The sequence below is a fragment of the Wenjunlia vitaminophila DSM 41686 genome (assembly GCF_000380165.1).
In the GTDB taxonomy this organism is placed as follows: Bacteria; Actinomycetota; Actinomycetes; order Streptomycetales; family Streptomycetaceae; genus Wenjunlia; species Wenjunlia vitaminophila.
In genome coordinates, this window is record NZ_KB904713.1 from 196,500 (window position 1) to 220,030 (window position 23,531).

Below are 23,531 nucleotides of genomic sequence, written 5' to 3' on the forward strand. Positions count from 1 at the left end.
GCCCTTGCGGGCGGGCTCGGCAGTGCCACCAGCATGTGACCTCAAGTTTGCTTGAGGTCAAGCTCCGGGGGAGGAGGGAACCCGCCGGCATGCCCCCGGTGCGCACGGACCCCGATCACGGCGACATCCAGCGCCCCTCCACGTAGTTGTACTCGTGGGTCGGCCGGCCGGCGATCCCACTGGTGCGGAACGGCTTCCCGCGGTCGTCGATCCGCACCGTCCCCGAGCGGCCCCCGCTGCTCCAGTCCAGCTCCAGGTACCAGGAACAGTCACAGTTGACCGTGCGCCCGGACACGAGGAGCACCTCCGGGTCCCGGTCCGACACCCGGTAGGGGAGCGACACCGCGGGCAGTTCCCTCTCGCCGTCGTAACCCGCCACGGAGTGGGCGACGGGACGGGGCATGTCCAGGTCCACGTCGAACACGCGCGGGGTCAGCGCGCCGCCACAGCCGGAGCTCATCAGGTACACGTCGGACCTCACCGGCTCCCGCCGCTCCACCACCCGCACCCGCAGGGCCTCCAACACCACCGCGGTCCCCGAGGTGCCCTGGACGGAGATCTCGACCCAGGTGTCACGTCCGTGCACCGCGCCCAGGGCGTCCGCCCACCCCTGGGCGTCCTGCTCGACCGGCGGCGGCGGGACCTGCTCGGCGGGCCGGTCCACCAGGTATGCGTGGTCGCAGGCGTTCTGCCACCGGTGCGACCGGACCGTCCAGGTGATCGGTGTCGCGGGGGCCTTGGGGGTCTCCACCCGCGGCGGGTTGCCCCGCGTGGTGGTCGGGGTGCGCACCGGCTCCTCGACCTTGCCGTTCGCCTCCCTGTGCCGCTCGCTGGTCCTTGACGCGGGGGAGCGGCTGGCGCTGGGCCGGGGGGGCTTCCTGGCGGACGGGGCGGCCGACGCGCTCTGCTCGGGGACGACGGTCCGGCTCGAACGGGGGACGTCGGTGTCACGGGGAGCGGCGTCCAGGGCGACCAGGGTGGTCAGCGCGACAGCCGCGGTGGCCGCCGCCCCCAGCAGCATCCGGCCGCGGCGGGACCGCCAGGACGGCCGGCGACGGGCCGGGGGAGCGGAGGCGGCGCGTTCCCCCGGCACCGGGCCCAACAGAACCCGTTCCTCCGGGCGTTCGCCCGCCGGCTCCGGCTCCGGCTCCCGCTCCGGGTCTGTTTCCGGGGCCCGGGAACCCCGAGGCAGCCCACCCGGTCCCGCCGGCGCCTGCTCCCCGGCCCGTTGCCCCTCGGCCCGCGGTTCCTCCTGCTCCTCCGGTTCCTGCTCCTCTGGTTCCTGCTCCCTCGGCTCCTGTTCGTGCGGCTCCTGCTCCCTCGGCTCCGGAGCGCCAGCGCCGCGGCCGTTCGTCCCGGGGACCGTGGCGGTGGTCGTGGACGTCGGGGAGACCCGCTGGTTCCGGGCGGCGTCGGCCGCGTTCCACAGCCGGTGCAGGGCGACCAGTTCCTCCGGCTTCGCGCCGCAGAGCCGGGCGAACCGTTCCAGCGGTGCGAACTCCACCGGCACCGTCGCCCCCGAGCAGTAGCGGTGCAGGGTGGACTGGCCCATTCCGAGCCGGCGTGCCAGCGCCCCGTAGCTGCGCCCGGACTGCTCCTTCAGCCCCTGCAGCCTCGCGGCGAGCTCCAGCACCTCGGTTTCTCTCGCGGCACCCATGTACGTTCCGTGCTCCCTGTGTCGTCCCGGTCGTCCGGTGTCCCGCCCCAGAGCCGTCCGGTCGTGTACCACCCTCGGACTCGTCCCGTTCCAGCATTCCAGACCTCTACGTTCGTGCACGTCAGAAGGGGTGGAACGGTTCCATGGGTGGACCGGGCCCGGTTGACGTTGTGACAGGTGGGATGCGCCCTCCAAGCTGGTCCTGTCGCGCCGCCGCTCGGTGTTTGGGGGAACGGAGGCGGCGCGGCGCCAACCGCGGTCGCTCGGCGACCGCGCACCCATTTCCGATAGGCCACCCACAGGGGGGAACACCTATGAGCCTGCCCACCAGCCGTGCCGCCCGCGCAGCGGGGCTGGCCGCGGCGGTCGCCGGCCTGACCATGGCGGTCGGCACGATCACCCCGGCCACCGCCGCTCCGGCCTCGACCACCGCGTCCGTCAGCACCACGACCACCACCGCGCCGCGGTTCCTGTCGCCGACCCAGATGCCGCCGCACCCGGCCTCCGCCTGGTACGCCAGCTCGGTGGCCAGGGGTCTGCCCGACCCGCCGCCGTTCTGCGTGGCCAAGACGCTCCCGTCATCGACGCTGTACCGCAACTACTGGACCGAGTTCGACACCACGGGCGGCCAGTACACGGTGACCGCGTCCAGCGAGGCCAAGGCGAAGGAGCTCGCCGCCAAGCTTCGCCTGGCGGTGCGGGTCTGCGCGGCCAACTACGCCAAGGAGACCGGTGGCACGGCCACCCTGAGGTACTACGGGACGCTGGACGTCGAGGAGGGTGCCAACGTCTACGGCATCCACACCTCGCACCCCTCCGGCCCGTCGGACATCAACATGTTCGGCGTGGGCCGTGACGGTCGGGACGTGACCGTGGTGAGGTGGGGGCAGATGGGCAACTTCCAGCACGCCCAGGTCGCTGACTTCAAGAAGACGACCACGATCGCGGTGAACAAGCTCCGCTGAGCGGGCATCGAGTCGCCATTCCGACCGGACGGAGCCGCAACCCGCCCCGCGGCTCCGTCCTTGGCGTTCCGGCGGGCGCGGACCCCGGTTCGGCCCCCCGTCAGGCCGGGCCCGCCAAGGGGCCAGTGCCAGGGGCCGTGCTCCCCCGACGGAGCCGACGCCCCGTGGGGCCTCGCCGATGCTCACCCCGCCCTCGTCCCCGGCAGGGTGCTCACGGTGGGTTATGGACTGCCCCCGGTTCCGTACTCATTCGAGTAGCCATCCGGCGGCTTTCGCAACGGGTTTGGCTCTCATCCTCGAAGGATCATCCCTCAAAGCCCGATTGTTCCCAATGTTCCTTGGGTCAATCCGTCGATCCACTTGGAAACTGAGTGGCCGTTCTATTAACGTCTGATAACGCAGCGCGGTCGGTAATGCCGTTGCCAACGGCACCGTGCGCCATCGCTTAATTCCGGAGCACCCCGCCGGGTGCCCGGGAGCCGGGGAACCACCACCCCGCGTTCTACGCGGGGACCTGGGGTGCATCGGGCCGTCAGGCCCGTAGGAGACCTTCCTGCTCCGAACCCGTCAGCTAACCCGGTCGGCGAGAGGGAAGGAAAGGAGTGCGCCGGTCGTGGCGTCGAACCAGCCTGCCCCGAGTTCCACCGTGCCCGCCTGGAACCCGACCGAGGAGGACCTGGCTCCGATCCGGGGACGGCACCGGCTCCCCAAGCAGCGCATGATCTCCCGGGGTTCGACGGTGCTCGGGGTGGCGACCGTGGCCGCGATGGGCGTCGGTGGGGTGGCCACGGCCCAGGGCAAGAACCCGGTGCCGATCTCCGTCCCGCAGGACCTCCCCTCCTCCGTCGCCGCCGACCTCCCGGACGCGGTCACCGACGCCATCGAGGACGACGCCGCTTCCGACGTGGACGACTCGGCGGTCAGCGACACCGTGGTCTCCGCCCAGGCCACGGACCCGGGCGAGCAGCTCCGGGCCCGGATACTGGCGCAGGCCGAGCAGCAGCAGGCCTCAGCCGTGGACGCGGACCGGGCCGCGGCCGAGAAGACCGCCGCCGAGGCCGCCGCCAAGGAAGCGGCGGCGCGCAAGGTGCGGGAGGCCGCGGCCGAGAAGGCAGCAGCGGAGAAGGCCGCGGCGGAAAAGGCAGCCGCGGAGAAGGCCGCGGCGGAGAAGGCCGAACAGGAGCGGGAGGCCGCCGAGGCGGCGGCCCGCGCCGCGGCCCAGCCGGACTACGTGACGCCCACCACGAACTACACCATCAGCGCCACCTACGGGCAGGCCGGCGACTACTGGTCGGCCGACCACACCGGCCTCGACTTCGCCGCCCCCTCCGGCACCGCGGTCCGCGCGGTGGCCGACGGAGAGATCACCTCCGCGGGCTGGGCCGGCTCCTACGGCTACCGGATCGTCATCACCCACGCCGACGGCACCGAGACCTGGTACTGCCACCTCTCGTCCATCACGGTGACCTCGGGCACGGTGAACGTCGGTGACACCATCGGCCGGGTGGGCGCCACCGGTAACGTCACCGGTCCCCACCTCCACTTCGAGGTCCGCATCGGGGGCTCCCCGGTCGATCCCGCCGCCTGGCTGAACGAAAAGGGCGTCACCTACTGATCCCCAGACCCCGGCGGTCCTGGTGACTCCCCCCCGACATCAGGGCCGCCGGTCCCCCCACCCGACCCCGCGCGTCACCAGCGCGGGATCACCGGCCAGGACGGTCTCCCACCGCCCGGCGGAACCCCCGGGCCGCTCGACGCCGCGGCGGTCGACGCCGGCGGCCGTCCCGTAGCCGGCCAGCCGGGTGTGGCCCGCCCGGGGTGCGCCACCCACCCCGGGCGGGCGGCCCAGCCCGGTGGCACCCGGACGGGCCGTTGGGTGAGCAGCGCCGCCTGGGCCAACGTCGGTTGGGCGATCGCTCGGCACCGCCAGAGCCGACGCAGCAGCTCCCCTTCCCGGACGGTGAAGTCCGGAGCCGCACCGCGGTGTTCCGCCCCGGCCCGCAGCAGGGCCAGTGCCGTGGCGACCTCCTGGTACTCCCGCGCGTCCCGGACAGCGGCTTCGCCGCCCGCAGCCCTGGCCAGGTCGATGGCCACCCGCCGGGTGGCCATCGAGGACAGCGCGCTCGGCACGGCCGGGGCCATCCAGCCCGTCACCGCGTACGCCGGTAGCTGCCGGGCGACCGTCCGCAACTGGTCCCCGCGGGCGCGCACCGCGAGCCAGACCATCAACCCGAAGACCGGCACCATGAACGCCACGTAGACCAGCAGGAAGCCGAGCGGACCCAACATGGAGGCGCCGTTCCACGCCCCGTGCAGGGTCATCGCCGTCAGCAGACCGCCGGCCGGGGCCAGCACCCGCCGCGACCGCCGCCGACCCGTACACGCCAGTGCGAACCCGAGTCCGGCCATCGCGGTGAACAGCGGGTGGGCGAACGGGGACACCACCGCCCGCATGAGGAAGGTGGCTGCGGTGGCGCCGTCCAGCGCCTCGCTGCCTTCCGCCCGGTCCTCCCCGAACGCCTTCCCGAGGTAGAGGATGTTCTCGGTGAACGCGAAACCCGTCGCGGTCAGCCCGGCGATCACCACCCCGTCAACGACGCCCCTGACCCCGGACCGGCGGAACGCGAACACCAGCAGCACCGCGAGCCCCTTGGTGGTCTCCTCCACCACCGGCGCCACCACCGTGAGGGTCAGGCGTTCCGAGTCGCCGGGGTCCACCGACGTCAGCCAGTCGCCCACCCGTTCGTTGGTGAGGACAGCGATCAGGGTGGCCGCGCAGGAACCCCAGCCGAAGGCGAACAGCAGGTTCCGGCGCGGTTGCGGGTGTACCCGGCCCACCCACCAGAAGGCCGCCACCAGCAGCGGCACAGGCAGCGCCGACAACGCCACGCCGACGAGGAAACCCTCGGTGCCCACCGTCCGCCGCAGCAGCTCGAGCACGGTCAGGCCGCAGGACACCAGCAGCACGGTGATCCCGCCGACCCGCACGGCCGGGCTCGGCGGCGGCAACCGGCGGGGGCGGCGAAACATCACGGTGTCGACGGGGCGGCCCGGTCAGCGCCGTTCGAAGACCAGGTCGCGCACCACGTGGCCCCGGTTGAGGCCCTGCCGCTCGAACTTGGTCAACGGACGCGACGCCGGACGGGGCGCGAAGCCGTCGTACCGGTTCTCCAGCTCTGGTTCGGCGTCGAGCACCTGCAGCATCTGCTCGGCGTAGGGCTCCCAGTCGGTGGCGCAGTGCACCACGGCACCCGGAGCCAGCCGGGAGACGGCGAGCCGCAGGAACTCCGGTTGGATCAACCGGCGCTTGTGGTGCCGCTTCTTCGGCCACGGGTCGGGGAAGAAGACCCGCAGCCCGGCGAGGCGGCCGGGCGGCAGCATGTCGCGCAGCAGCACCACCGCGTCGCCGTCGGCTATCCGGACGTTCTCCAGACCCGCCCGTTCCACGAGGCGGAGCAGGTTCCCCTGGCCGGGGGTGTGCACGTCACAGCCGAGCACGCCGGTGCCGGGGTCGGCCTCGGCCATCGCCGCCGTCGCCTCACCCATCCCGAAGCCGATCTCCAGGACCACCGGTCGCTCCGGGTACCCGAAAAGCTCCCCGAGGTCGAGGGGCCGCCCGTCCACCTTCAGGCCGTACCGGGGCCACAGGCGTTGGTGGGCGTCGGCCTGGGACGCGGTGATCCGGCCCCGGCGCGGGTGGAAGCTGCGGACGCGCTGCTCGGGCAGGGCGGCAGCGGGTGGCGGTGAGGTGTGGGACACGGTGGACACGATGCCCCGAGTCTACGTGGTCACCGCAGGGCCGCCAGGACGCGTCGGGCCACCTCCTCACCGATCGGCAGGGACGCGGTCGCCGCTGGGGAGGGGGCGTTGAGCACGTGCACCACCGGCCCGCTGCCGGCGAACCGGAAGTCGTCCACCAGCGTCCCGTCCGGCAGCACCCCCTGCGCCCGTACCCCGGCGGGGGCCGGGCGCAGGTCCCCGGGCCCGAGCTCGGGCAGCAGCCGGCGCGCCGCGGCGACGAACGCGCGGCGGGACAACGACCGGTACAGCTCACCCGCCTCCCGGCGCCAGTGCCTGCGGGCGATCCGCCAGGTGCCGGGGAACGCCACCAGGTCGGCGAGGTCCCTGGGGCTGGCCCGAAGCCAGGTGTACCCCTCGCGGGCCAGCGCCGGCACCGCGTTGGGACCGACGTGCACCCCGCCGTGCACGTCACGGGTCAGGTGCACGCCGAGGAAGGGGAACGCCGGGTCGGGCACCGGGTACACCAGGCCGCGGACCAGGTGCCGGCGGGGCGCGGCCAGCGCGTAGTACTCCCCGCGGAACGGCACCACCCGCATCCCCGGGTCGTCCCCGGCCATCCGCGCCACCCGGTCGCAGTGCAGGCCCGCGCAGTTCACCAGGGCCCGGCCGCGCACCTCACCGGTCGTGGTGCGGACCACCACCTCACCGCTCCGCCGGACGATCCCCCGCACCTCGGTGCTGGTGCGCAACACCGCCCCGCCCTCCACCGCCAGGCGCGCCAGGGTGTCGGCCACCGCGCCGAAGTCGCACACGCCGGTGGACTCCACCCAGAGCGCGGCGACCCCCCGCACGTGCGGTTCCCGCTCGGTGATCTGGGCCGGGCCGAGCTCCCGCACCCGGAGCCCGTTCTCCCGGCCGCGCTGGGCCAGGGCGTGCAACCTGGGCAGCTCGGACCGCTCGGTGGCCACGATCAGCTTGCCGGTGACCGCGTGCGGGATGCCGTGTTCGGCGCAGAACTCCACCATCTGGGCGGCGCCCCGGACCGCCATCCGCGCCTTGAGTGATCCGGGGCGGTAGTACACCCCGCTGTGGATCACCCCGCTGTTGCGGCCGGTCTGGTGCCGGCCGCACGAGGACTCCTTCTCCAACACGGCCACCCTGGTGCCGGGGGCGGCCCGGGTCAGCGCGTGGGCGGTGGACAGGCCGACGATGCCCCCTCCGACCACCAGCACGTCATAGCCGTTGCCCACCGGCACTCCTCTCCTTCGCCCACCACGGGGTCGCGGCCACGCCTACCATCGTGGCCCGCGGCACTGACAGCGGGCCGGCGACGGCACCCGGACGACCGGCGGTGAGCGTCGGTGGTGAGCGTGCCTACGCGGGGGCCGCGGCCAACAGCGGCCTGGCCCGTTCGCGCAGCTCCCGCACCCGGGGCTCGTCGCGGTAGGGCTCCATCCGGTGGAGCAGGTCCCTGACGTACTCCTGGGTCCGCACCGAGCTGATCCGACCCGCGACCTCCAGCGCCCGGGTGCCCTGGGCGCACGCCGCGTCGAGGTTCCCCGACTCCAGCTCGGCGACCGCGGAGACCACCAGGCGTAACCCGTGGGAACGCACGAACTCCTCCCGGGGACCGGTCAACGCCTTCTCGGTGAACCACCGCACCTGTGTCGGGGAGCCGAGGTCCCGGTAGCACTCGGCGGCGTCCGCGGCCAGCCGGTCGTAGGAGTAGAACCCCAGCCACGGCGGGTCCTGGTCGCCGGCGCGGGCCCGCTCCAGGTGCGTCTCGGCGCGGGCGAGGGCCGCCCCGCAGGCCGCCGAGTCACCGGCCTTGGCCTGCGCCCTCGCCTCGACCAGGTGGAAGAAGCTCATGGTGCGGGCGGTGGCCAGGCCGCGGTTCCGCTCCACCGCGGCCTGCGCGAGATCGACGCCCTCGTCGGCGAACCCGCGGTAGGTCGCCTGGAGGCTCATCGACGCCAGCACGTAGCCGCCCAGCGGCACGTCGGCGGCGGCCCTGGCGAGCCGCAGCGCCTGGATGTAGTAGCGCTGGGCCGCCTCCTGCTGGCCGGTGTCGAAGGCCATCCAGCCGGCCAGGCGGGTCAGCTCGGCGGTCGCCCCGAACAGCGACCGTCCCACCTCGTCGCTGTACGAGCCCTGGAGCAGGGGCGCGGCCTCCACCCGCAGGCACTCCGGGACCATCCCGGAACGCCAGTCGCCGCCGCCGTACTTGCTGTCCCAACGGCGCGCGTCGTCAGCGGCCTCCCGCAGCTTGCGCACGTCGCTGTGCCCCACCCGCTGGCCCCGGGCGTCCGTTCCGGGGCGGGCCACGGAACCGTCGGCCGGGCTGATCAGCCAGCGCGACGTGGGGACCGCGTAGGCGGTGACCGCGAAGGAGCCGGCGAGGAAGTCCCGTCGTCCGGCGAGGTCGAGCCGCCACAGGTCGGTGGCGCTGCGCACCGCGTCGTTCACCCCGCGCGGGAAGGCCAGCCCCACCTCGGGCGCCGGGTCGGCGTCCGCCAGGCCGATCTCGTGCAGCGCCACCGGGCGCCCCAGCTTGCCGCCGATGGCGGCGGCGATCAGGTGCGGGGCGGCACCCTGGGGGACCATGCCCTTGGTCACCCAGCGGGCCACCGAGGTCTTGTCGTAACGGAGGGTCAGTCCTCTCTGTGCGCCGAGGTCATTGACCCTGCGGGCGAGCCCGGCATTGCTGATTCCGGCCAGGGCGAGCAGGGTGCCGAGTTTCTCGTTCGGCCCACGCGCTCCTTTGCTCATGCGGACTCCTCGAAACGCATCCGGCGCTCCAGGCCGAGAGCGCACGCGTTCGAGCCACAACCGTGGAACGCCGTTCCACCGTGCTCCCCCATCGCCCTGCCACCCCCTCGGCACCCGTGCGGCCACCCCGGCCGGCCCCGGCCCCGGAGACCCCAGGGCACCGGCCGCGGGCGGACGTCGCGGGGGTGTTGGGGAACGCGGGCCCTGGGTGCCGCGATGTGCCGTGCTCGGGTTCCACCCAGCGTAGTTCGCCGTGTCGCGACCGTTAAGAGCCACTGTTCCGTATGGCGAGATATTGTGCCTCGGTGCTTGTCCGGCGGCATGCGCGTGCTCCCGTCATGTGCTCGTGCGCCTGTGTGTGCGCTCTGGTGGTGTGGTGTGGGGAGCGCTTACCTGTAGGTGTGGGTCGGCCTGCCGTCGGGTCCACACACAGCGGCACCCCGGCGGGCCGGGGGATACCGCCGCCACATTCCCCGCGGGCGGTGGGAAGGGTCCGGGGGGCGTGCGGACGCCCCTCGGACCGCGTGGTCCGACTGCGCTCCTCGCCGAACCCGCCCATCGGCGGGCTTGGCCGGCAGACCGAACCACACGCCCCGTCCACCACACGCCCCGTCCACCAGACCGCCGACCCATCAGACCGCCGACCGACCCGAGCCCCGACCGTCCGGTTCGCCGGACCGCCGGAGCCTGTCCCGCCACGGATTCCGCAAGGCCTGGTCAGACAGGCCGGACGAGGACTCCGGCTGACCGGACCGCTGGATGGTGACCCCCACCTGGTGTCGCACTGCTGCCAGCAGACACCTGACAACATTTCACCTGGTCGGAACCGTCTTGACAACGGTCCCCGGCGTAAAAGTGGCGCGCGGCGCGCCCAGTCAGGCGCCGTTCACCACCTTCGCGCCGGGGTGACGGTACGTCACCGACGTACCGGGGCCCCGTGACCGGGCCCGGAAGATCCGGTCACCCTCGGGCCGCCCCCCTGGGGCCGGGCCCCGGTTCGGCCTGCGCGCCGTCAGCCCAACTCCCGCCTCATGGCCACCTCCTCTGGCACCATGTTCTGTGACGTCACTGGCAGTACGCCCAGCACGTCCGGCGAATACAGCCAGTTGTCCACAGCCTGTGGAGGCGGCATGCGGTGGTTGGTGGGGTGGAGCGGAGGCCCGCTGAGCCTCGGACCGATCCCCGGGCGTTCGGTGCACCCGGTCGGCGCTCATCTCCTGTGGGAACCTCCCGACCCCCTGTGGACGGTCGGTGACTGGCGGCCGGACGAGGTCCGGGTGATCGAGTCGGAGCCCCGCAAGACCGCGCACTCCGGCGCGCGCAACGGCAGCCGAATCACCCCCGTACGCCTGGCGGTTCTCGGCCGCTGCCGGGCCACCGACGCCGAACTGCGCCTCGCCCTGAACACCGCGCGGGGCGGCGCGCTGCGCCATCTCACCACGTGGGCGGGGAGTTACACCGTCGTCGTCCAGGTCGGCCGTCGGATCACCGTCCTCGGCGACCTCGCCGGCGTGCGCCCCGTCTTCCACACCCCCTGGGCGAACGGGACGGCGTACGCCACGGCGGCCCTCCCGCTCGCGGACCTCATCGAGGCCGGTCTCGACGTCACCCACCTCGCGGCGCTACTGGCCTGTCCCGACTCGCCGGAGGCACTGGACGACGGGACGCCCTACGTGGGCGTGCGCCGGGTGCCGCCGGGGCACGCGCTGGTGCTGCGCGAGGGCCAACCCCAGGTGACCCCGTACGAACCGGCCGCCTCACTGGCCGGCGGCACCACCCCGTGCACCGCCGAGGAGGCCGTCGGCGCGATCCGTGACGCCCTGGTGGACGCCGTCCGGGCCCGGCTGAGCGCCCCCCGGGTCGTGCCGGGACAGGACCTCGGGCCCACTCCGGGGGTCGGCGCCGACCTGTCCGGCGGCAGCGCGTCGGCAACCCTGGCCCTGCTCGCCGCCGGCCTGCCAGGCGCCCCCGGCATCCCGGGGCCGCTCGCCGCGGCGGGCGAACGCCTGCTCGCAGTGACGTTCAACGACATGTCCACCGGCGCGGTGGAGGGCCGCGAGGCGGAGCTGGAGCGGGCCCGGCGGATGGCGTCCGACCCCCGGCTGCGCCACATAGTGGTCCCCGGTGGTGCCGAGGCCCTGCCCTACGTGGACCTCGACCACGGGCCGCTCACCGACGAGCCGGGCCCGGCCCTGGTGACGACCGGGCGCAGCCGCCGCCGCCTCGCCGCCGGTGGCACCGACCACCTCGTCGGCCACGGCGCCCGACAGGTCCTCGACGGACACCCGGCCCGCCTCGCGGACCTCCTGCTCGACCGCCGCCGGCGGCACCTGCTGCGTCCGGCGACCGCCCTGGCGCGCGCGGACGGGGCCGCCGCCCGGACCGCCCTGGTCCCGTTCTCCGTCTACCGGGCCGCCCGGCGGCTGGCCCGCACCCCCTACCAGAAGGGGGTGCGGGACGTGGCCGCCAGGCTCCTGGAGCGCAGCTTCGTGCCGCCCGCCCGACACGGCCCCGCCCTCGAGGCGTCGCTGGACGCGTTGAGCTGGTGCCGGCCGGGGCCGGCCGCGCGCTGGCTCACCGGGGAGGCCCTGGCCGAGGTCTCGCTGCGGCTCAACGACGCCGCCAGCAGACCCGGCCCGGTGGAGCGCCCCGGGGCCCGTCGGGCCCGTGCCGCCCTGCACCGGCAGGCCGCCGACCACCGGGTGTTCGAACAGGCCTCCGAAGTGCAGGGGCAGCGGCTGCACGCCCCCTTCCTGGACAACCAGGTGGTGCGGGCCTGCGACAGCCTGCCCGAATCCCTGCGGGTCCAGCCCGGCGCCCGTGCCACCGTGCTCCGCGCGGTGTTGGCCGGCTCCGGCATCCGGAACCTCCCCGACGGCTGGGGTGCCACCACCCACGCCCCCACCGCCACCGCTCAGCGCGCCGGGCTGCGCACCGCTGTCGAGCACCTGTTCCAGATCTTCGAGACGCCGCTGCTCGCGGACGCCGGGCTGATCGAGGCCCGCGTGGTCAGGGACGCCCTCACCCAGGCGGCGAACGGCGCGCCGCTGCCCCTCGACGGCCTCGCCCAGCTCGTCTCCACGGAGATCTGGCTGAACCGGCTGCTGTCCCGGAGGGGTTCCTGCTGGACCGGCAGTGACGCACCGCGCCAAAGGGCGGTGGCCGGGGTGCCCCGCCCGTCGCTGTGACCGCACTCCTCGGTCCGCCGTGCTCCCGGCCGTAACCCCGCCCCGGGCCGGCCGCCCGCAGCCGGGCGTCAGGACGGGCGACCCCACCGCACCGGGGGACGCCCACCTGCCAGCGCTTACGCACCGACCGCCCAAGCAGCCCTGGCCCACCCCGTGCACGACCCACCGACCTGCAACTTCCGCACGGAACAGCACAATGGTGCGGTGCGGTATCTGATCCTGGGCACGACACGGGCGCGGGACTCCCACGGCGACGCGGTGCCCCTCGGCGGGGCACGGCTGCGTGCGCTGCTGGCGGCGCTCGCCCTGCGACCCGGCCGCGCGGTCCCGGTGGAGGTGCTGGTGGACGTGGTCTGGGGCACCCGCCCCCCGCAGGACGCGGGGAACGCGCTACAGGCCCTGGTCTCCCGGCTGCGCCGGGCCCTCGGCCGGGAGGCCATCTCCTCCGGGCCCGGCAGCTACCGCCTGTGCGCCGGGCCCGAGGACGTCGATCTGCACGTCTTCGAACAGCTCACCGGACGTGCCGGCGCCGAGCTGTCCGCCGGTCACCCCGGCGAGGCGCTGCGCCTGCTGGACGACGCGCTGGCGCTGTGGCGCGGTCCTGCGCTGGCCGACCTGCCGGGACGGGACGCCGCCGCCGCCCGTCCTGAGGCGCTGCGGCTGATCGCGCTGGAACGCAGGGCCGAAGCGGCCCTGGCCCTCGGCCGCCACCTGGAGGTCATCCCCGAGCTGCGGGAACTGACCGCCGAGCACCCCCTGCACGAACCCTTCCGGGTGGCGCTCATCCGGGCGCTCCGTGCCGCCGGCCGGGACGCCGACGCGCTGACCACCTACGAGGACACCCGCCGCGAGCTCGCCGACCGGCTCGGCGCCGACCCGGGACCGGCGCTGCGGGCGCTGCACCGGGAACTGCTGACCGGCTCAGCGCCGTCCCCGCCCCCACCCGCGACCGGCGGCCCGACGAACCCCACGGGTCCGCCGGCGCCGGCGTTCCCCGTGGCCCCACAGCCGGCCGCCCCGACGCCCGCCCGCCGAGGCAACCTGCGGGACCGACTGACCAGCTTCGTCGGCCGGGAGGAGGAACTCGCCCAACTCCCCGACGAACTCCTGCGCGCCCGTCTGGTCACCCTCACCGGGCCGGGTGGCTCGGGCAAGACCCGGCTCTCCGAGGAACTGGCCCGCGCCCTGCACCCCCACTACCCGGACGGCACCTGGGTCGCCGAACTCGCCCCGCTCGACCACGCCACCGCGGTGCCGGACGCAGTGCTCAACGCCCTGGGCGCCCGGTCCACCGCGGTGTACTCCACCACCCGCCCCGACCGCAGGTCCCAGGACGCCTCCGACCCCACAGCCCGGCTCGTCGAGCACTGCGCCCACCAACGCCTGCTGCTCGTCATGGACAACTGCGAGCACCTGGTCAGCGCGGTGGCCAGGCTCAGCGAGGCCCTGCTCGCCGCCTGTCCCGGGGTCACCGTCCTGGCCACGAGCCGCGAGCCGCTCGGCGTCCCGGGAGAACTGGTCCGCCCCGTCGAGCCGTTGCCCCAGCCCACCGCGGAACGCCTGCTGACCGAGCGGGCCACCGCCGTGTGCCCCGGCTTCGACCCGGGGCAGGACCCCGCCGCGGTCGCCGAGATATGCCGCCGCCTGGACGGCCTCCCCCTGGCCATCGAACTCGCCGCCGCCCGGCTGCGACTGCTGACCCCGCGCCAGATCGCCGACCGGCTGGACGACCGGTTCCGGTTGCTGACCGTGGGCAGTCGCACCGCCCTGCCCCGCCAACAGACCCTGCGTGCCGTGGTGGACTGGAGCTGGGAGCTGCTCACTCCGGCCGAGCGCACCCTGCTGCGCCGCCTGTCGGTCTTCGCCGGCGGCTGGACCCTCGGCGGCGCCGAGGCGGTGTGTGCGGGCGGGGAGATACCCCGGGACCGGGTGCTGCACCTGCTGGGCGCCCTGGTGGACAGGTCGCTGCTGGTGGCGGAGCAGCCCCGGGAGGTCACCGAGGACGGGGTCCGCTACCGGATGCTCGAGACCATCAGCGAGTACGCCTCGGACCGGGCGGCCGAGCACCCCGACGAGCGGGCGGCGACCGTCCGCCGTCACACCACCCACTTCGCCTGGCTGGCCCGTACCGCAGACCCACAGTTGCGGGGCGCCGGACAGATGCGCTGGATGGCCCGCCTGGAGGCCGAGCACGACAACGTCCGGGCGGCGCTGCGCCGGTGCCTGCGGGCCCGGGACGAGGACACGGCACTGCGGATCAGCGCGTCCATGATGTGGTTCTGGACGCTGCGGAACTACCACGACGAGTGCGCCGACTGGCTCCTCCAGGCGGCGTCGCTCGCCGAACCGGCCGGGAGCCCTCTTTCGGACCCGGGCACCGTCGGGGAGGGGGAGCCCGCGGACGACCGGGCCTCCCCTGGCCCGACGGCGACCCGCGAACCCCTGTCCTGTCCGGCGCTTGACCCCCTGGCGCTGGGCCCGGTTCGCGGCGACCCCGACGACCCGCGGTTCCTGCCCCGTCTCGGCAGCCGGCTCTACCTGCTGTACGTGATGGCGGACTCCTGGCCCGAGCACCGGTGGCGCGGACCGCGCACCGAAGCGCTGGTCCGACAGGTCATCGACGTCTACGACCAGCAGGGGCCGCACTCCGCCGCGTTGCCGGGGATCATCTGGCCGTTCGTCGGCTTCCTGTTGCCCGAGCGTCCCGACATCTCCGGCTTCGCCGAGCGTTGCGTGCGCAACTGCCGGCAGTACGGCGGGCGGTGGGAGCTGGCCATGGCGTTGATGACGCACGCCCTGATCCTCACCGACGAGCACGCCGGGCTCGCCGGCGCGGAAAGGGCGCTCGCGGAGGCCGGGACGCTGATCGAGGCCACAGGGGACCGTTGGGCACAGACCCATCTCGCCGCGGCCCAGGCCGACATCCACGCGGCGCGTGGCGACTACCCCGCGGCCCGCGCCTGTCTCCACCGGGCCCTGCGGCTCAGCGGCGAGCTGGGCGCGCTGCACCGGGAGCACCCCTTCCTGACGACCCGGCTCGCCGAGGTGCACTACCGCGCCGGGGACCTGGCCGCGGCGGAGGCGTTGGCCCGGCGGGCCGACCGCGAGGGGGAGGAGTCCCGGGTGTGGGACGCCCGGCTGTACGCCCGCTGCCTGCTCGCCGTCATCCTGCTGCACCGCGACGACGTGGCCGGGGCGCGGGACTGCTTCGACCTGGCCCGGCGGGACGCCGGGAAGGGAAGCCCGCCGCCGATGTTCCAGGCGATGGTGCACGGTCTGTCCGCACGGATCCTGGTTGCCGAGGGGCAGCCGCGTCGGGCCCTGGCCGACTCCCTGGTGGCTGTCAGGACCGCCGTCGTGCAGGAGTGCGACGAACGCCTGGTGGCCTCACTGCTCGAGTGGGCGGCGCTGGCCTGCGTGGAGCTCGGCCGCGCGGGCACCGCGGCCCGGTTGCTCGGATCGGCCACCACCCTGCGGGGACGTCTGCCGCGTTCCGTGCCGGAGGCGACGGACACCGGGACGGTGCACCGGGCCGCCGTCGCCGTGCTCGGCGAACAAGGGTACGCGGAGGCGTTCGCCGAGGGCTCGCGTCTCGACCGGCAGGGCGCGACGGCCCTGCTCGCGCACGTCGGCGACACACCGTCCCCGACGTGCGGCGCAGCGACGACGGCCGCCGAGGACTCCTCCCGCTGAGAGGCCGCCACCGCCACGGTCTGACCCCGGGCTCGCCGCTGGGCGCGGCGGTGCCGCCCGGCGCAGACCGAGGCGCCCGCGTCCGGGACCGGGCCTGGGCCCTGTCGGGCCGCACGGACCGGAGGGTCTCCGGAGCGGTCACCTCCCGGTAGGCCGAAGCGGCGTGGCCGCCCGGGCGAGGGGGGGATCACGTCCCGACCGCCGCCCGTTAGCTGGCCGGGCCCGTCACTCGAAGCGGGTCGGTTCCGCGGAGCCCACGGGCGGGGGCAGCAGTGGCCCGGACACCGGCTGGTCGAGCCGCGACCGCAACCCGTCCAGCAGGATCTCCAGGACCCGCGCCGAGGCTTCGGCCTGCTGCTGCGGATCGGGCAGCGAGGGCGCCGCCGTCGCGATCACCAGCAGCACGTCGGCCACGCTCACGTCCGGCCGCAACTGGCCCAGTGATCGGGCCCGTTCGACCATCTCCCCGACCGCGGACAGCAGTTCCGCGGCACTGTCCCCCTCCTCCAGCGGCCCGGTGGACGAGGAGAGTTCCACGCTGGGCGGCTCCTGCCGCTGCTGCGGCATCAGACCGGCCGCGCCGGCCTGCGCCCCGCCCCGTGGGGCCGCGCTGACCCGCAGCACCTGCGGCGGCAGCAACCGGCCGGCTCCGGAGCCCACCGCGCACCGCAGGAACCTGGTCAACGCGGCCCAGGGGTCCTCCTCCTGCACGAGCGCGGTGCGGGCCTGCTCGGTCAGCCGCGCGGTCTCCTCCTCCGCTATTCGCCGGACCAGGACGTCCTTGCTGGGGAAACGGCGGTACACCGTGCCCACGCCGACCCTTGCTCTTCGCGCCACATCCTCCATCGGCGCGCCGTAACCGAGCTCGCCGAAGACCTCTCGCGCGGCACGCAGAACGTGCTCCAGATTGCGTTGTGCGTCCACCCGGAGCGGCGTCGATCGCCCGCCCCCCTGCGCACCACCCGCGACCGAAGCAGCTGCCACCACTGCTGTCTGCCATTGAGGGTCCGAAATACGCATACTGCCCCCGAAAATGCAGTCTCCCCCCGGAGACTCCCCACCCCGATTGCCGGCGCGTGCCCGGGCGCGCGCCGATCGGGGTACGAACATAGTTCAGGACCGGACGGGAAAGAAGAGGGCGAGTCATATGCGTAGGGGAGGGACGGGCCCGGTGAGGAGCCGTTCCCGGGCGTGTCACTGGTCGTCCCCCGAGGTGCGCGTGCCCCTCGGCGAACGGGACGCCGTGGGCACCGGCCTGGCGCAGCACGGGTGTTGACCTGCTCAGCCGTGGCGTCGTGACGGGCCGCGGGGGGTGGGTCGCGGGGCACGGCCATCCACAGTTCCGCGCGACCTGTAGACAAACTTCCGCCCGGCAGGGCGTTATGGAACAGTGAATGCCCCTGCCCGCATCCTCATCGTCGGCGGCGGCTGCGTCGGCATGTTCACCGCGCTGCGTCTCCAGCGCAAGCTGAGGCGTGGCGAGGCGGACGTGGTGGTGGTCGAGCCGCAGCCGTACATGACCTACCAGCCGTTCCTGCCCGAGGCAGCGGCCGGCGTGCTCTCCCCGCGGCACGTGGTGGTGCCGTTGCGGCGGGTGCTGTCCCGGTGCGAGCTGATCATCGGTGAGGTGCGGAGCATCGACCCGACCAAACGGTTGGCCACCGTCTCCACCCTGGCCGGCGCGGAGGACGGCGTCGGGCCCGTCGAGCTGGCGTACGACGCGCTGGTGCTCGCCCCCGGCTCGGTCTCCCGCACCCTTCCCGTCCCCGGGCTCGCCGAGCACGGCATCGGCTTCACCACGGTCGAGGAGGCGATAGGACTGCGGAACCACGTGCTCGAACAGATGGACATCGCCTCCTCCACCCGGGACGCCGAGGTCCGCGCCGCCGCCCTGACCTTCGTCTTCGTCGGCGGGGGCTTCGCCGGGGTGGAGGCACTCGCGGAACTCGAGGACATGGCGCGTCACGCCTCGCGGTACTACCACAACGTCGACCGCGACGACATGCGCTGGGTGCTGGTCGAGGCCAGCGACCGGCTGCTGCCCGAGGTGGACCCCGAGCTCAGCCGGTACGCCGTGCGCGAGCTGCGGCGGCGGGGCGTCGACGTCCGCCTGGGAACCCGCCTGGAGTCGTGCCTGGACCGCACCGTGGCCCTCGACGACGGCGCACGCCTCGCCAGCCGCACCCTGGTGTGGACCGCCGGGGTCAGGCCCCACCCGGTGCTCGCCGACACCGGGCTGCCCCTGGACGAGCGGGGCCGGCTGTGCTCCAGCCCGACCCTGAAGGTCCAGGGCACCGAGCGGGTCTGGGCAGCGGGCGACGCCGCCGCGGTGCCCGACCTCACCCGCCCGGGCCAGGACTGCGCCCCCAACGCCCAGCACGCCGTGCGCCAGGCCAGGGTGCTCGCCGACAACATCGTCGCCGAGCTGCGGGGCGCCCCGCCGAAGGAGTACCGGCACGCGCACGTCGGGTCCGTCGCGTCGCTGGGGCTGCACAAGGGCGTCGCGCACGTCCACGGCCGCACCTTCACCGGATGGCCGGCCTGGTTCACCCACCGGACGTACCACCTGAGCCGGGTGCCGACGGTCAACCGCAAGGCCCGCATCATGGCCGAATGGACGCTCGCCGGCCTGTTCAAACGCGAGATCGTGTCGCTGGGCTCGCTCGAACACCCCAGGGCGGGGTTCGAGGCGGCCGCGGGCGTCCTCCCCCCGGGCAGCACCCCGAGACCCGGAAACGCGTCACCCCGAGGAGACCAACCACCCATGGGAAGAACCGAACCGTGATCCCCGCCCCGACGCCCCGCCGGGGACCCCCAGTGGCGCTCCGGGTCGGGTTGATCGGCCACACTGAGTACGTGACCATGCGCGAACCCGTACCTGCAAAGAGTGACAATCGCGAGGAATCGGACGTTTGAACCTCACGCGTTGGAGCGCCCGGCTCCCTGGAACACAGCGGCGCAGCACCTCGACGTCCCGCACCGACCAGCGGGCAGCGACAGCGGCGCCGCCCGGTGGCGTACCCACGGCCCGGAGCGAGCGCGCGGCGACACGGCAGGCCAGTGACGGGGTCTCGGTCCAGGACGTGCTGGGCCAGGTTCCGGCCCTGATCGCGGTCACCTCCGGCCCGGACCACCGCGTCGGCTACGTCAACGGGGCCTACGCCGAGGTCTTCGGTCCCCGCGGCCACGGCGCCCCGGCCCGTGACGCCCTGCCGGAACTCGACGAGCTCGGCCTGCTGCCCCTGATGGACCAGGTCTACCGCAGCGGCCGGCCCCGCACCGTCAAGGCCCGGCGGGTCACCTACGCGGAGCCGCGCCCCGCCGACCCCCACGACCGGCCGGCCCGCAACAGGGACCCCAAGGACCGCGGCACCACCCGCCGCCACGGCTACTTCAGTTTCGTCTGCACCCCGATCCGCCCGGGCCAGCACCCCGCGGAGGCCGTCCCCGAGGACGTCTCCCTTCGGCTGACCGCCCTCGACCGCGACGCACTGGCCGACCTGCCGGGCGGGACCGCCCGCCCGAGCCGGCGCTTCCGCCGCCGGTCCGCCACCGCCCCCTCCGACGTCCGGGGGGTGCTGGTCTTCGGCGCCGACGTCACCGACCAGGTGCAGGCCGCCGAACGGCTGCGGGACAGCGAGCGCCAGCACCGGGAGGCCGCGGTCACCCTCCAACGGAGCCTGTTGCCCCAGGAGCTGGAACAGCCCGACGACCTGCGCGTGGCCGCCACCTACCAACCCGGCGGGGCGGACGCCGCGGTCGGTGGTGACTGGTACGACGTGATCACCCTGGGAGCCGGCCGCACCGCCCTGGTCATCGGGGACGTCATGGGACGCGGCGTCCGCGCCGCCGCCGTGATGGGCCAGCTCCGCACCGCGGTCCGCGCCTACGCCCGGCTGGACCTGCCGCCGCACGAGGTCCTCCAGCTCCTCGACGGCCTGGCCGCCGAGATCGACGCCAACCAGATCGCCACCTGCGTCTACGCCGTCCACGACCCGAACGAGTCGCGGCTCGTCTACGCCTCCGCCGGACACCTGCCGATCCTCATCAGGGACGCGGACGGCACCGTCCGCCGCAGCCAGGAGGACTCCGGGCCGCCCCTGGGCGCCGGAGGCTGGCAACACAGCTCGGGGTCGATCGCCCTGGGCCCGGGCGCCACCGCGGTCCTCTACACCGACGGCCTGGTCGAGCGCCGCGGCCAGGACATCGACGACGGCCTGACCGCCCTGACCGACGCACTCGCCGGAGCCACCGGCCCCCCGCAGGTCGTCTGCGGCCGGCTGCTGCGCGCGTTGGGCATCACCTCGGACCACGACGACGACGTCGCCGTGCTGGTCCTACAGCTCCCCGAGCACGAGGGCGCCGACGCCGAGGTCTTCCGCAACGCGTCGCTCGACCTGCTCGGCGGAGTGGAGGCGGCGCCACGCGCCCGTGCCTTCGCCTCCGGCGTGCTCGCGAGCTGGCGGTTCGCCGACGACCTGCGCGAGCTCGGCGTGCTGGCGGCAAGTGAACTGGTCGCCAACTCCCTCCAGCACGGCGTCCCGCCGATGCGCCTGCGCCTGCGCCGCACCGACCGGCGACTGATCATCGAGGTCACCGATGGTGACGAGCACCTGCCAAGACGGGTCCGCGCCGACCCGGGCGACGAGAAGGGCCGCGGCATCTCGATCGTCGCGACCATCGCCTCCAACTGGGGTTCCCGCCGCACCCCGGACGGCGGCAAGGCCGTGTGGTGCGAGTTCGCCCTGCCGCCCCGCTGACCGCGGCGCCCCGCCACCGCACCCGGTGGCGGGGCGCCCCCTCACGCGGGCACGGTCGCTGACGGCACCTGCTCGTGCCCCAGGCCCGTGGCCACCGGTTGCCGCGCGGGCACCGCGTTGTCCTGCCGGGGCGTGAGCCGGTGGCCGAGCCGCAGCGCCAGCACCGTGATCAGCACGGAGCACCCGGCGAGACCCACGATGTAGGGCCCGAACAGCCCCGCTCCCGCCAGTATCCCGCCGACCGCCGGCCCCACGGCCAGCGCCACCTGCTTCACCAGCGAGAAGGCCGCGTTGTACCGACCCAGCATGGATGCCGGCGCGAGCTCGGCGACCAGGGGCCCCATCGTCGGCGAGAGCAGCGCCTCACCCAGGCCGAACAACGCATAGGTGCCGATCAGCGCCGTCGTCGCCACCGCGTGGTGCCCGTGCGCGAGGCCCGAAGCACCGGCGACCAGCCAGGCCACCGCCCAGATCACCCCGACCACGGCGATCACCCGGCTGCGCCGCGCGCGTTCCACCGGACGCAGCACCAGGAACTGGGCCAGCACGATGACGGCCGTGTTCGCGGCCAGCGCCAGGCCCAACGTGGCTGGGGAGATCCGGGTGACCTCGGTGGCGAACGCGGCAAGACCCGACTCGAACTGCCCGTAGCAGGTGAAGAACAGGACGGCGCCCAGCACCGCCACCCGCACCATGGCCCGGTCCCGCAGCAGCGTCCGCCACCCGCCGTCGTCGGCTCCCGTCGGCGGGGGAGCGGCCAACCGCGGGCCCCTCGGCAGCCGCCCGGTGCCGGCGACCGCGCCGAGCACGAGGAACATCGCCGCGTCGATGCCGAACAACACGGTGAAGGTCACGGGGCGGGAGGTGTCCACGATCAACCCCCCCAGCAGGCCGCCGACGCCCATGCCCAGGTTGTTGAGGAAGAACTGGGTGGCGAACGCCCGCGAACGCGTGGTGCTGGTGGAGCACCACACGATGAGCGTGGCGAGCGCCGGCTGGATCACTGCCATACCGGCCCCGATCAGCACCGCCGCGGCCATCACCAGCCAGACGGTGGTCGCCACACCGAAGGCCGCCGCGCCGAGCGCCGCGGCCACCGAGCCGCAGATCAGCACCGGCCGGGGTCCCCGGCGGTCGATCACCCGCCCGACGAAGGGCAGCACCCCCAGGGCGGACACGGCGAAGGCCGAGAACACCGCCCCGGCCACCCCAGCCCCAATGCCCCGGACCTGGGCCACGTAGACGAACAGGAAGGGGACGGTGAACCCGTTCCCGAACGCCCCCAACGCGTTGCCGAGCTGCACTCGACGCAGCGCCCCCCGCATGCCGGTCACCGACCCGTCCTTCCACTCAAATGATCAAGCTAAACAGTTAGACCCTAAAGTTCGATGCTAAACACTACATGACCAAAGACTTAAGGGCGAACGCGTTCCATGGCATACTCGCGCCATGACCTCAACCTCCGGGGACGCGGCAGGTCCGGCCCTGCCGGCGGAACCAGCCATCGACGAACAGGTCGCCATCTACCAGCGCGAGTTTCCGGAGGTGGATCCCCAGGTCGAGACGATCGTGTCGGCGCTGTCCCGCCTGAACCGCCGGATGCACGTGGCCTACAGCCGCCAGCTCGCCGCGCTGGGCATCACCAACGCCGAGTGGGAGGTGCTCAAGGCCCTGGTCCTGGCCGGCAAGCCGTACCGCCTCGGCCCCGGAGACCTCGCCAAGAGGCTGGGCCTGACCCCCGCGGCGATGACCCACCGGGTTGACCGCATGGTGGGCGACGGCCTGGTCACCCGGGCCCGGGACGAGACCAACCGCGTCCGGGTCAACATCGAGCTGACCGGCGAGGGCCGCACCAAGTGGCTCGACGCGATGCGCATGGCGGCCACCTTCGAGGCCGATGTCCTCCAGGACCTCGGAGGAGACGAGCGCGGCACCCTGGCAGGCATCCTCACCCGGATGCTCGTCCGGGTGGAGAGCGACCAGCCCGACGCGGGGGGCCGGCTCGTCGACCTCGACCAGGACGACCAGTCCGAGGGGACGACCTCCGGCTAGGAGCCTGTCGCAACCCGCCCCGCGCCGCCCGCGCGGGTCCGACGCGTCCGACGGTCACCAGCCCCATGGAAGCTACGCAGAACGGCCCAGCCGTTCCTTGACATCGCCGAACCCGATGCGTACTGTTCACCGAGTTGCCTCGGCGTGAGCAACGGACGCGGTGTTCACCGCGGACGGTCCCCGGGCAGCGATTCCGAAACTCACTGTGAGAAGTCAGCAGATGACTGACGTGTCATTCGACGCGCCTGTTCGTCTGCTGCATCTTCTTGCGCCATGAATTCGGAATGCCGCGGTGAATCCCGATCGATTAGACCGAGCGACGAGGATCCGCTAAAGTCTCACACGTCGGAACGAGCGGGAAACCACTCGGGAAGGCAAGAGCAAAACGAGAAGGACTCAGGTCGGGAAATCTTCTGATAGAGTCTGGATCACCGAACGGAAAGCGCCCGGAGAGACCGGTGAAAGGGTCTTGAAGGAAGCGTTCGTTCCTTGAGAACTCAACAGCGTACCAAAAATCAACGCCAGATTAGTTGATACCCCCGGATGGGTGGGTTCTGGCCCGCGTTGTGTGGGCTGGGGCTGCCTGTCGGGTGGTTCCTTTGAAACAACATATGCAGGGACGCTGGTGGTGGTCGCCGATTTTTCCCGGTGACGGACCGCCGCTCTGCCGCGTATGTGACCTCCGAGGCCTGGCCTGCCGCCGATG

14 protein-coding genes and 1 riboswitch are annotated in these 23,531 nt (G+C 73.7%); of the genes, 7 read left to right on the forward strand and 7 right to left on the reverse strand.

Features of this window, described 5'->3' with window-relative positions:
• Nucleotides 1-115: 115 nt before the first annotated feature.
• Nucleotides 116-1,657, reverse strand: a complete 1,542-nt coding sequence (locus A3IG_RS35785) for a helix-turn-helix domain-containing protein (protein ID WP_018386312.1) — start codon at nt 1,655-1,657, stop codon at nt 116-118.
• A 314-nt stretch (nt 1,658-1,971) separates the two neighbouring features.
• On the opposite strand from A3IG_RS35785, the gene A3IG_RS0124915 reads away from it, so the two are divergent.
• Both A3IG_RS0124915 and A3IG_RS35910 read left to right on the forward strand, forming a co-directional pair.
• On the forward strand, nt 1,972-2,622 hold the full coding sequence (locus A3IG_RS0124915) for a hypothetical protein (protein ID WP_018386313.1): 651 nt from the start codon (nt 1,972-1,974) through the stop codon (nt 2,620-2,622).
• Nucleotides 2,623-3,054: 432 nt separating this feature from the next.
• Nucleotides 3,055-3,223: riboswitch (cyclic di-AMP (ydaO/yuaA leader) on the forward strand.
• Between the two features lie 12 nt (nt 3,224-3,235).
• Nucleotides 3,236-4,237, forward strand: a complete 1,002-nt coding sequence (locus A3IG_RS35910; RefSeq protein WP_018386314.1) for a M23 family metallopeptidase — start codon at nt 3,236-3,238, stop codon at nt 4,235-4,237.
• A gap of 74 nt (nt 4,238-4,311) precedes the next feature.
• On the opposite strand, the gene A3IG_RS0124925 is transcribed toward A3IG_RS35910, so the two are convergent.
• The 4 genes from A3IG_RS0124925 to A3IG_RS0124940 all read right to left on the reverse strand — a co-directional run bounded on the left by A3IG_RS0124925 (nt 4,312) and on the right by A3IG_RS0124940 (nt 9,132).
• On the reverse strand, nt 4,312-5,652 hold the full coding sequence (locus A3IG_RS0124925; protein ID WP_104530849.1) for a PrsW family intramembrane metalloprotease: 1,341 nt from the start codon (nt 5,650-5,652) through the stop codon (nt 4,312-4,314).
• A gap of 24 nt (nt 5,653-5,676) precedes the next feature.
• Nucleotides 5,677-6,390 carry a tRNA (guanosine(46)-N7)-methyltransferase TrmB gene (gene trmB / locus A3IG_RS0124930; RefSeq protein WP_018386316.1) on the reverse strand — a complete coding sequence of 238 codons (714 nt, stop codon included), beginning with the start codon at nt 6,388-6,390 and terminating at the stop codon, nt 5,677-5,679.
• A 20-nt stretch (nt 6,391-6,410) separates the two neighbouring features.
• A complete protein-coding gene (lhgO, locus tag A3IG_RS0124935; RefSeq protein WP_018386317.1) occupies nt 6,411-7,619 on the reverse strand; it encodes an L-2-hydroxyglutarate oxidase in 1,209 nt (402 codons plus the stop codon).
• Nucleotides 7,620-7,737: 118 nt separating this feature from the next.
• The gene (locus A3IG_RS0124940; protein ID WP_018386318.1) at nt 7,738-9,132 is read right to left on the reverse strand and encodes a hypothetical protein; all 1,395 of its coding nucleotides are present in this window, start codon (nt 9,130-9,132) and stop codon (nt 7,738-7,740) included.
• Nucleotides 9,133-10,262: 1,130 nt separating this feature from the next.
• Here A3IG_RS0124940 and A3IG_RS0124945 point away from each other — a divergent pair.
• Nucleotides 10,263-12,320, forward strand: coding sequence for an asparagine synthase-related protein (locus A3IG_RS0124945; protein WP_018386319.1), 2,058 nt, complete (start codon nt 10,263-10,265; stop codon nt 12,318-12,320).
• A 204-nt stretch (nt 12,321-12,524) separates the two neighbouring features.
• A complete protein-coding gene (locus A3IG_RS34840; RefSeq protein WP_018386320.1) occupies nt 12,525-16,013 on the forward strand; it encodes an ATP-binding protein in 3,489 nt (1,162 codons plus the stop codon).
• A 225-nt stretch (nt 16,014-16,238) separates the two neighbouring features.
• Here the strand turns inward: A3IG_RS34840 and A3IG_RS31195 are convergent, their stop codons facing one another.
• Complete coding sequence (locus A3IG_RS31195) at nt 16,239-17,033, reverse strand: TetR/AcrR family transcriptional regulator (RefSeq protein WP_078500914.1); 795 nt, start codon at nt 17,031-17,033, stop codon at nt 16,239-16,241.
• 370 nt (nt 17,034-17,403) lie between these two features.
• Here A3IG_RS31195 and A3IG_RS31200 point away from each other — a divergent pair, with 370 nt between their 5' ends.
• Both A3IG_RS31200 and A3IG_RS0124965 read left to right on the forward strand, forming a co-directional pair.
• Nucleotides 17,404-18,798 (forward strand): NAD(P)/FAD-dependent oxidoreductase, encoded by a 1,395-nt coding sequence (locus tag A3IG_RS31200; protein ID WP_018386322.1) that lies wholly within the window; start codon nt 17,404-17,406, stop codon nt 18,796-18,798.
• Between the two features lie 127 nt (nt 18,799-18,925).
• Nucleotides 18,926-20,773: an ATP-binding SpoIIE family protein phosphatase gene (locus A3IG_RS0124965; RefSeq protein ID WP_026220633.1), complete on the forward strand. Its 1,848-nt coding sequence runs from the start codon at nt 18,926-18,928 to the stop codon at nt 20,771-20,773.
• A gap of 41 nt (nt 20,774-20,814) precedes the next feature.
• On the opposite strand, the gene A3IG_RS0124970 is transcribed toward A3IG_RS0124965, so the two are convergent.
• A complete protein-coding gene (locus A3IG_RS0124970) occupies nt 20,815-22,098 on the reverse strand; it encodes an MFS transporter (RefSeq protein WP_040912281.1) in 1,284 nt (427 codons plus the stop codon).
• 124 nt (nt 22,099-22,222) lie between these two features.
• Here A3IG_RS0124970 and A3IG_RS0124975 point away from each other — a divergent pair, with 124 nt between their 5' ends.
• The gene (locus tag A3IG_RS0124975; RefSeq protein WP_018386325.1) at nt 22,223-22,825 is read left to right on the forward strand and encodes a MarR family winged helix-turn-helix transcriptional regulator; all 603 of its coding nucleotides are present in this window, start codon (nt 22,223-22,225) and stop codon (nt 22,823-22,825) included.
• Nucleotides 22,826-23,531: the final 706 nt, after the last annotated feature.

What these genes read in the sequence shown, in the direction of transcription:
- A3IG_RS35785 (WP_018386312.1), bottom strand. Translation starts at nt 1,657, where the DNA reads ATGGGTGCCGCGAGAGAAACCGAGGTGCTGGAGCTCGCCGCGAGGCTG.
- A3IG_RS0124915 (WP_018386313.1), top strand. Translation starts at nt 1,972, where the DNA reads ATGAGCCTGCCCACCAGCCGTGCCGCCCGCGCAGCGGGGCTGGCCGCG.
- A3IG_RS0124925 (WP_104530849.1), bottom strand. Translation starts at nt 5,652, where the DNA reads ATGTTTCGCCGCCCCCGCCGGTTGCCGCCGCCGAGCCCGGCCGTGCGG.
- A3IG_RS0124940 (WP_018386318.1), bottom strand. Translation starts at nt 9,132, where the DNA reads ATGAGCAAAGGAGCGCGTGGGCCGAACGAGAAACTCGGCACCCTGCTC.
- A3IG_RS0124945 (WP_018386319.1), top strand. Translation starts at nt 10,263, where the DNA reads ATGCGGTGGTTGGTGGGGTGGAGCGGAGGCCCGCTGAGCCTCGGACCG.
- A3IG_RS31195 (WP_078500914.1), bottom strand. Translation starts at nt 17,033, where the DNA reads ATGCGTATTTCGGACCCTCAATGGCAGACAGCAGTGGTGGCAGCTGCT.
- A3IG_RS0124970 (WP_040912281.1), bottom strand. Translation starts at nt 22,098, where the DNA reads ATGCGGGGGGCGCTGCGTCGAGTGCAGCTCGGCAACGCGTTGGGGGCG.
- A3IG_RS0124975 (WP_018386325.1), top strand. Translation starts at nt 22,223, where the DNA reads ATGACCTCAACCTCCGGGGACGCGGCAGGTCCGGCCCTGCCGGCGGAA.